General features: G+C 42.8%; 4 protein-coding genes. 2 read left to right on the top strand and 2 right to left on the bottom strand.

Annotated elements, in window-relative coordinates; translation table 11 throughout:
- The first annotated feature begins 57 nt into the window (after positions 1–57).
- Positions 58–1,920 (top strand): DUF294 nucleotidyltransferase-like domain-containing protein, encoded by a 1,863-nt coding sequence (locus tag AB4232_RS11710; RefSeq protein WP_372087163.1) that lies wholly within the window; start codon positions 58–60, stop codon positions 1,918–1,920.
- Positions 1,920–2,636 carry a 3'-5' exonuclease gene (locus AB4232_RS11705; protein ID WP_372087162.1) on the top strand — a complete coding sequence of 239 codons (717 nt, stop codon included), beginning with the start codon at positions 1,920–1,922 and terminating at the stop codon, positions 2,634–2,636. The genes AB4232_RS11710 and AB4232_RS11705 overlap by 1 nt, the downstream gene beginning before the upstream one ends.
- A 137-nt stretch (positions 2,637–2,773) precedes the next feature.
- Here AB4232_RS11705 and AB4232_RS11700 read toward each other — a convergent pair whose 3' ends face one another.
- Together AB4232_RS11700 and AB4232_RS11695 are read right to left on the bottom strand one after the other, a co-directional pair.
- Complete coding sequence (locus tag AB4232_RS11700; RefSeq protein ID WP_009846528.1) at positions 2,774–3,508, bottom strand: oligogalacturonate-specific porin KdgM family protein; 735 nt, start codon at positions 3,506–3,508, stop codon at positions 2,774–2,776.
- A 1,056-nt stretch (positions 3,509–4,564) separates the two neighbouring features.
- Entirely contained in the window at positions 4,565–5,179 is a 615-nt protein-coding gene (locus AB4232_RS11695) for a toxin-antitoxin system YwqK family antitoxin (protein WP_017099066.1), read from the bottom strand.
- Positions 5,180–5,349 lie beyond the last annotated feature (170 nt).

The following is a 5,349-nucleotide window of genomic DNA, read 5'->3' as shown; positions in this document are numbered from 1 at the left end:
CGCAACTCGATATATTAATTATATAATAATACTAATCAAACAAATGCGAGTATGGTTATGCCTCAATCTCTTTTGCCAAATATTCTTCAATTTATCGGTCAGATAGATCCTTTCGATAAGATCCCTAAACAAGCACTTCGTGAACTTGCCTCCAATGTTCAGATCACTTATCTCGGCAAGGGGGATGTGGTTGATCTATGTGAGTCGGGTAAAGAAAAGTCGCTCTACATCATCCGAACCGGTTCTATGGAGCAAAGAAAGTCAGACGGTGTACTTCGTGCTCGTTTAGGCAGTGAAGACTTGTTCGGCTTTACGTTCTTAGATTCTGAAGTTAATGACGAGAAAGGCTATAGAGCGATCGCAATCGAAAATAGCTTACTTTATGTGATTCCACATTCGGCGCTTCAAGCGTTGTTCAAGGCATTCCCAAGCTGCGCAGAACACTTTGCATCACAGGCGCAGGTTCGGTTGAAGTCGGCACTTGATGTTGTGTGGTCAAATAAAGAAAAAGGCTTGTTCATTCGTAAGGTTGAAGAAGTGGCAAGCGGGCAGGTGGCTATCGTTAAGTCTGAACAAACTATTCAGTCGGTCGCGGTTGAAATGCTTCATCAACGCTCACCATGTGCCGTGATCTATGAGGGTGAAACCATTGTTGGTTTGATTACCGACCGTGACATGACTAAGCGAGTGATCGCCCACGGTGTCAGCACTGATAGCCTGATCTCCGAGGTGATGACGCATTCTCCACTGACGGTAAAACCGGATGATCTGGTGCTGCATGCTGCGTCTATCATGATGCAATTCAACATCCGTAACTTGCCCGTTGTGAAAAAGAATAAGGTCGTTGGTCTTCTCACTACGTCTCACTTAGTTCAAAACCACCGTGTCCAAGCGATCTTCTTAATCGAGAAAATCAAATACGCGGGCAGTGTGAAAACCATGTCTTCGTTTACCCCAGAGCGACAAGCTATTTTTGAAGCGCTCGTGGAAGGCAAGGTTGCACCGGAAACCGTAGGTAAGGTCATGACCATGATTATGGACGCCTACACACGCCGATTGATTCAGATAGCGATTGATAAGTTAGGCCCACCACCTTGTGATTTTTCTTGGATTGTTGCGGGCTCGCACGCTCGTAATGAAGTTCATATGCTGTCGGATCAAGATAGTGCGATTGTACTGGCTGACGATGCAACCGACAGTGACCGAATTTACTTCAAACATTTAGCGATGATGGTGACTAACGGATTAGCGAGTTGTGATTATCCATTGTGTCCGGGTAAATTCATGGCTGCGACACCAAAATGGTGTCAGCCACTCAGCGTTTGGAAGCACTACTACAAGAAGTGGGTGGCTAACCCTGAGTACGAACGCTTACTCAACATCAGTGTGTTCCTAGAAATTCGAACCATCTATGGCAACAGTGAGTTCGAAGGCATTCTTCGTGATGAGTTGCATTCTAACATTCGCAGTAACCGTGAGTTTTTAAGCACACTAGTGAAAGATGCGGTAAACATCAACCCGCCATTGGGTATTTTCAATAGTTTGGTTCTAGAGAAATCGGGTGAGAACAAGAAAACACTCAATGTGAAGAAGTACGCCATTAACTTGATTATTGATCTTGCGCGTATTTACGGATTAGCGGTGGAATGTGATTTGTCAGCAACCGATGAACGTTTCGCAGCTGCCAATGAAAAAGGCATGCTGAGCGACGACGCATTCAAGAACATTCTGGGCTCTTACCAGTTCATTCTCTCTTTCCGATTTGGTCATCAACTTGAAGCGCTGAAGAACGGGGATGTGCCTGACAACAACATCAACCCAGATAGCTTTGGTAGCTTTGAGCGTAAACACTTGAAAGATGCCTTTAGGATCATTGCTGACCTTCAAGAAGCCGCGAAAATCCGTTTCGGAGCACGCTAATGAAATCGTTTTTAAATTACTTTCATCCTCTTGAGAAAATTAAGCGCACACGAAAGCAATATTTGAATACGGTTAAGCTGCCAGAGGCGTTACATGCTCTTGTGGATCAACCTTCCCCAGAGATGACGGACTTGGCCAAAGATAGCGAATATATCGTTTTAGATCTTGAAACTACAGGCTTAGACAGCGAGCAAGACCTTATTCTATCTATGGGTTGGGTCGATGTGGTCAAGGGGCGAATAGACTTAGCGTCCGCCAAGCATATTTATCTGGATAACGATTCGCAGATCAATGCTGAAACTGCAGTTATCAACCACATCACACCACAAATGCTGGAAGAGGGCGCTTCAATTCATGATGCTATGCTGACGTTTTTCGAAGCCGCAAAAGGTAAGATCATCGTCGCGCACGCTTGTGTGGTCGAAGAGAAGTTCATTAGCCAATACCTTCTTCGATGCTACGGTTTAAGAGCGATTCCTCTGCTTTGGCTTGATACCTTGTGTATTGAGAAAAGCATGGAGAAAGCGATCAGCAATCATGAAGAAGTCGATTTAACCTTGGCAGGGACTCGCGAAAGGTACGGGCTTCCTGAGTACAACAGCCACAATGCATTAGCCGATGCCGTTTCGACAGCGGAATTGTTTTTGGCTCAGCAGAAGCGAGTCGTGCCTAATGATGAAGTGACACTTTCCTTTTTATATCGGATCAGCCGTTAGGGTTGTATCTTCCTGTAAGCGAATCATTGTTGAATGACCTGATTTGAAAGAAGAAAAGCCAGCGATTAAGCTGGCTTTTGTTTAGGTCTTAGAAAATTAGGACAGTAATTATCTTAGATTATTTATATAGCTATCGATTAGAAGCTGTAAGTTAGACCAACACGGCTACGCAGTTCACGAGTCGCTTTAGTCGATGAAGTACTCACATCACCAAACTCTACATATGGTGCCCATTGACCCATAATGTGGCGAATACTTGCATTTAACTCGTAGTTTGTATCATCGTTGTCGTAGATGTTGTAATCATCTGCTTTGTAGTAGTTACCTTCAAAACCGAAACGCCAGTTCTCCATTGAGTAGTTGATGTTTGCTGTTAAGCGATGGCGACGTTGGTTTTCATCGTTTTGATAAGTTAAGTAGCCGTTATCTAAGATTGGCTTGCCGTCTGAGTCAGTTGCAATTGATTTTGTGTTCTGTCTCATATCGTAACGGTAACGTGCACTTAGGCTTAAACCGTCAATGCTGTCGACACTGTATGTCGCGCGAACTTGAGGTTTGTATGTGACACCAGACTCGCGACCTTCTATTGGCATGCCGTAAGTCATCGTCCAGTTATCGTTAAGCACATGGCGATAATTAAGACCAAGTTCCCAACCATTATTCTTCAAATCTTCCATAAACTCGCCGTCTTCTCCCTTGAATTTCGCTTCGATATCTACAAGGAAGTTGCCAATGCTATCGCCCAGTTTTACACGAGTAGCGTGTTGATCTGTATGACTCTTGTATTCGTGTCTCATATCGAAAGACGCCGCAGATACAGAGCCAGCAGCGAGTACAGATGCCACAGCAATCACGATTTTAGTTTTATTCATGGTATTAATTCCATATTTATAGGTTGAGTATTGGCCTCAAGTTAGAGCCAAATAGGGTAATTCGTTTGATTAATGCAACAGTCTTTTTGAATCTGTTGAATTCGCCGAGTCCCGTTTGCATTAAAATAATACAAATATGCTATAGATAATGTGAAGGTCGATCTGTGAATTAGATCTTGTTGTTATCATAAATCTCATTTACACAGATCGTTACAAATTGATAGGATTAAGTAATCCATTGTTTTAAAAGAATAAATATTAATTTATTTGTTAGGGCTTCTTTCTGTAATGTGCGCTATAGCAAAAATAGTAATGTTTCACTGTAGATTTTATTTGTAATACATTATTATTCTTTGGCGTTCGGGTGGTGGGTGAATAAGATCACTATGATGGCTGAGCGACAAAGCTGATCTTGAATTTGAGATTGGTATGAGGGCAGGTTGTCTAATGCTGTCGGATGAACCATCGACGATGTGAATTTTTGAATGAATTGAAACATGTGGGCTTTATCTGTTTTGGGGACAGTAAGCTAGAGGTGGAGAAGGCTGTCAGTCTTCAGTCTATGTTAAAAAAAATGATTAAGGTGTTTTAGGTGACACCTTAATTATTGCTCCCAACTATTCTAATTATAACTTCTGCTTTCGTTTAGAAAGGTAGGACATGGTAGTGAAGATCTGCCCTTGCGCTCATGTTGATACAGGCAACATGAGCGTTTTTTTGTCTGAAATTTGAGTTGAGGGTTATCTGGGGCATCTATCAAGACGATTAACGATTAAGCTTTTCGGTTGCTCACCGCACGTTCAAGTGAATCCGTTTGACCCACTACTGCAGTTGCACTTTTCAATGTATCAGGTACGAAGAGGTGGGGTTGATAGGTCGGTGAGGTTGATAGATAAGATCAACGTTATTCACGCTGAGATTACCTCTGAAAAGTAGCCTCATGACAATGCAGTCCGTTCTAGTAATATGCGCTCAGGAAGAGCAGTGCTATGGGCCAATTATACAGGATTTAGGACAGTCTCAGTAAACTAGCCCTTAGCACAAACTTAAACAGGACTAGCTTTCTGTCAGCATCCAAACTTGTTTAGACGTGATTTTGTGGTCTTTAAAGGTCAGTTCTTCAACCTTGTCACCGTTAGTATTCCAGCGAGTGAGTTTCCCGTTTGCTACTTCGCCTTCATCAAATTTCGCTTGGCTAGCCTTATTGCCATTAGGGTAGTAGTTCGTTACTAATCCATTTGTTTTCCCGTGACTGAATTCGGCTGTTAGGCTTTGTTCGCCATTCGGATACCAACGAGAGCCAGCACCCGACAGCTCATTGTCTTTATAGCTGAGCTCAGCTTTTTTCTGACCGTTGGGATACCAGGTTTCAGCCTTGCCTTGCAGTTTACCTTTAACGTAATTCACTTTAGAAGCGACTTGGCCATTCTGATACCAATTTGTTTCTAACCCAAGTTCTAGACCATCGGAAAATTGGGCTTTGGTCGCGATTTGGCCGTTATCGAACTTCTCTTCAAATTGGCCAGTAAATGGCTTTGAATGGTTGACTTGGTAAGCCACGCCTTTTCGCATCTGCAAATAGTCAACAACAACATCATCATTGCTGGTGGCTGCATAGCTCATAGAAGACATCGTACTAAGAGCAATTAAGATTGGGACGTATTTCTTCATAATGACACCTTTTTAATGGACGGGGAAAGTGTAATCGGTGTGTTAAAAGCATTTCACTTCCGTGAAAGACTGTCAGCTTATATTAGTGGTTTTCAAGTTTTCATTATTGAGGTGCCAAGTTGCGGAACTTCGGAACGGTTCGGTTTTTTATTTAGTTGTAGCTTCTAGTA

The sequence above is a fragment of the Vibrio sp. 10N.286.46.A8 genome (assembly GCF_041470165.1).
In the GTDB taxonomy this organism is placed as follows: domain Bacteria; phylum Pseudomonadota; class Gammaproteobacteria; order Enterobacterales; family Vibrionaceae; genus Vibrio; species Vibrio tasmaniensis_A.
Note: the sequence above shows the minus strand (reverse complement) of the source record. Positions and strands in the feature narration are given on the sequence as shown.

What these genes read in the sequence shown, in the direction of transcription:
- AB4232_RS11710 (WP_372087163.1), top strand. Translation starts at nt 58, where the DNA reads ATGCCTCAATCTCTTTTGCCAAATATTCTTCAATTTATCGGTCAGATA.
- AB4232_RS11705 (WP_372087162.1), top strand. Translation starts at nt 1,920, where the DNA reads ATGAAATCGTTTTTAAATTACTTTCATCCTCTTGAGAAAATTAAGCGC.
- AB4232_RS11700 (WP_009846528.1), bottom strand. Translation starts at nt 3,508, where the DNA reads ATGAATAAAACTAAAATCGTGATTGCTGTGGCATCTGTACTCGCTGCT.
- AB4232_RS11695 (WP_017099066.1), bottom strand. Translation starts at nt 5,179, where the DNA reads ATGAAGAAATACGTCCCAATCTTAATTGCTCTTAGTACGATGTCTTCT.